4 protein-coding genes are annotated in these 2,620 nt (G+C 69.2%); all 4 read right to left on the bottom strand.

What is annotated here, in order from left to right:
• Nucleotides 1–244: 244 nt before the first annotated feature.
• The gene (locus RTU05_RS17840) at nt 245–688 is read right to left on the bottom strand and encodes a PaaI family thioesterase (protein WP_312599629.1); all 444 of its coding nucleotides are present in this window, start codon (nt 686–688) and stop codon (nt 245–247) included.
• 74 nt (nt 689–762) lie between these two features.
• Nucleotides 763–1,329, bottom strand: a complete 567-nt coding sequence (locus RTU05_RS17835; RefSeq protein ID WP_248118835.1) for a DUF3035 domain-containing protein — start codon at nt 1,327–1,329, stop codon at nt 763–765.
• Nucleotides 1,330–1,499: 170 nt separating this feature from the next.
• Nucleotides 1,500–1,985 carry a signal peptidase II gene (gene lspA, locus RTU05_RS17830; RefSeq protein ID WP_312599628.1) on the bottom strand — a complete coding sequence of 162 codons (486 nt, stop codon included), beginning with the start codon at nt 1,983–1,985 and terminating at the stop codon, nt 1,500–1,502.
• A 238-nt stretch (nt 1,986–2,223) separates the two neighbouring features.
• Nucleotides 2,224–2,620: exodeoxyribonuclease VII large subunit (locus RTU05_RS17825; protein WP_409411649.1), on the bottom strand; the 397-nt coding region annotated here is incomplete at its 5' end.

Here is a 2,620-nt window from a genome sequence, read left to right as displayed (position 1 = left end):
CGGCGTCGTCGCCCGACGCCTGCTGCTGTTGGCCCCCGCGCTGGCGTTGACGCTGGGATTGGGCCTCGGCGGCGACCGGCAGGACGGAGGCCGCGATCGAGAAGGCGGCCAGGGCGGTGAGGACGCGACGCATCAGCTTATATTTCCGACAGCGAAAAGGGGCGCACGACAATCGGCGGCCGACCGTTGAACGCTCGCCGCTGATAGCGGCTAAAGCGAGGCGCGGCAAACGCTTGCTGGCCGCCTATCGCTCCATGACCAGGCAGGTCGAGGTCGCGGTGGCGTAAAGCCGCCCGTCCAGACCGCGCAGATCGGCCTCGGCGAAGGCGGCGCGGCGGCCGGTCTGGACGATTCGCCCCTCGGCGCGGACCGGCGTGCCGGCGCTCAACGCCTTGTGGAAGACGGTCTTCAACTCCAGCGTCGTATAGGTCTGGCCCGGCCGCAGCGTCGAATGCACCACGCAGCCGCAGGCCGAATCCAGCACGGTGGCGATCCAGCCGCCATGCACCGAGCCCAGCGGATTATAGACGGCGGCCGTCGGCACGGCCTCGAACACCACCCGGCCTTCCTCGACCTCGGTCAGATCGAAGCCGACCGTGCGGGCGATGGGGGCCACGAAGCCGCCGCTCAGACCCAGGCGCAGCTGTTCGACCCCGGACAGGGCGGCGATATCGGGGGTTTCGGTCATGGGAACGGCTCCATCAGGTCCGTTCACAATAAGGACGGACGCCGCCGTGGCAAGCGTCCGATCCGATGCGGGTCTTACAGACCGGGCAGTTTGAAGCCGCCACTGCGGCGCGGCTGGATGGTGATGGCCTGGCGGCCGCCGGTCAGGGCCTGCAGACGCTCGGCCTCGGTGGCGGCGTCGATGGTCTTCTGGCCCTCGGCGGTCTGGCGCACGGTCGCCGTCTGGGTCGACGGGTCGTTCTTGCGCCAGAACATCAGGCGATTGGCGAAGCTTTCATCCTTGTGCGCCAGGTCGCCGAACTCGTCGTCGACCACGTAGCGGGCCAGGGGATCGGCCTGCTCGCCGCCGGCCTGGGCCACCAGAACCTGTTCGCCTGGCGTGCGGGTGACGGCCTGACGCTGACCCAGCAGGATCTGACGCGCGGCGCTTTCGGGGGCCAGTTCCTGCGGGCGCGGCTGGCCGGGCGCGGGCGGACGCAGGCCGTATTCCGGCGGCACGCTGAGCGGGGCGGTCGAGACGGTGACGAACTCGTCCGGCACCACCTTGGTCAGGCCGATGCCCTGCTTCAGGCTGCCGCAGGCCGAGACGGCGAGGGCGGAGGAGGCGACGAGGGTCAGGACGGCGACACTGCGGATACGCATGGTTTCAGGCTCTGGTCGGCTGATGCACGAAGCGCCGCGACGGCGCCGTTGGCATAGTGAAGACGGGGTGATTACGACTTTTCGGGGGCCGCGCCAACCTAGAGCCTGATCGTTCGAGGCGGGCGACCCCGCCGAGATCGTGAATCACGCTCGCGAGAATCGAAAGCCGCTCAGGCTTTCGAGGGTTTGTCGGAGATCAGGCTGTCCAGAATTAGCAGGATCACGCCGATGGTGATGGCGCTGTCCGCCACGTTGAACACCCAGGGAAAAACGCCCGTGCCGGAGAAGTCGATGAAATCGACCACATAGCCGAAGCGGATGCGGTCGATCACATTGCCGAGCGCGCCGCCCATGACGAAGCCGATGGCGGTGATCAGAAGGCGGCGATCCGACTTCGTCGCCCACCAGGCCAGGCCCGCCGAGACGATGACGGAGAAGATGGCCAGACCCCAGCGCGCCTCGCCCCCGCCGAACAGGCCGAAGCTGACCCCGGTGTTCTCCACCCAACTGAAGTTCAGGATGGGCGGCAGGACGGGGATGCGCCCGACCTCGTGCAGGGTCAGGCCGCTGATGACCCAGGCCTTGGTCGCCTGGTCCAGCAGGATGATCAGAAGCGCGAAGACATAGGCGGTGACGGCGAGGCGGGTGATCTTCATGCCGGGCCGGTTAGCAGGAAGCGCCGCCGGGGCGAAGCGGAAAACCGCGCGTCGGATCAGGTCGCCCTGCCCTAGGGCCTGTCGATGCTGTGTGACGAACCACACGGTCGTCATTGCGGGGCTAAGCGAAGCGAAGCACCCGGAACCCGGGGCCACAGTCATGATCCGGGGCCGGATGCACGCCTCCCGGGTTCCTGGTTCGTCCTGCGGACGCCCCGGAATGACGCTCATCGAGACGCTAGAAAAGGGTTCCCTGACCCGCCGCGGGCGGTTTCGGTTTGGCCGGCGCACGCGCAGGCGTCGGCCGGGCTTCGCCGCCGTCGATCGTGGCGGGTTGCGCGCCGTCGCCGAACACCAGCCGAACCGCCTGACCCGCCTCCAGCGCGGCGGCCGAGGTGATCCAGCCGCCGTCCGTATCCTCGACCCGGGCGAAGCCGGGCTTGGGCCGGCCGGGGTCCAGCGTGGCCAGCGCCCGCGACAGGGCCGCCAGACGGTCTGCGTCGCGTTCGAGTCTACGTTCTGGGAAGGCGTCCAGCCGCGTCGTCGCCGCCAGCAGCCGGGCTTCGCGCTGGTCCAGCCGCCGATGCAGCGGGGCGGGCGACAGGCGGGCCGAGACCTGGAGCAGACGCCGCTCG

The organism is Brevundimonas sp. (assembly GCF_032017145.1).
Taxonomy (GTDB): Bacteria; Pseudomonadota; Alphaproteobacteria; order Caulobacterales; family Caulobacteraceae; genus Brevundimonas.
The sequence above is the reverse complement of the archived record's forward strand: the minus strand, read 5'-3'. Positions and strand labels throughout refer to the sequence as shown.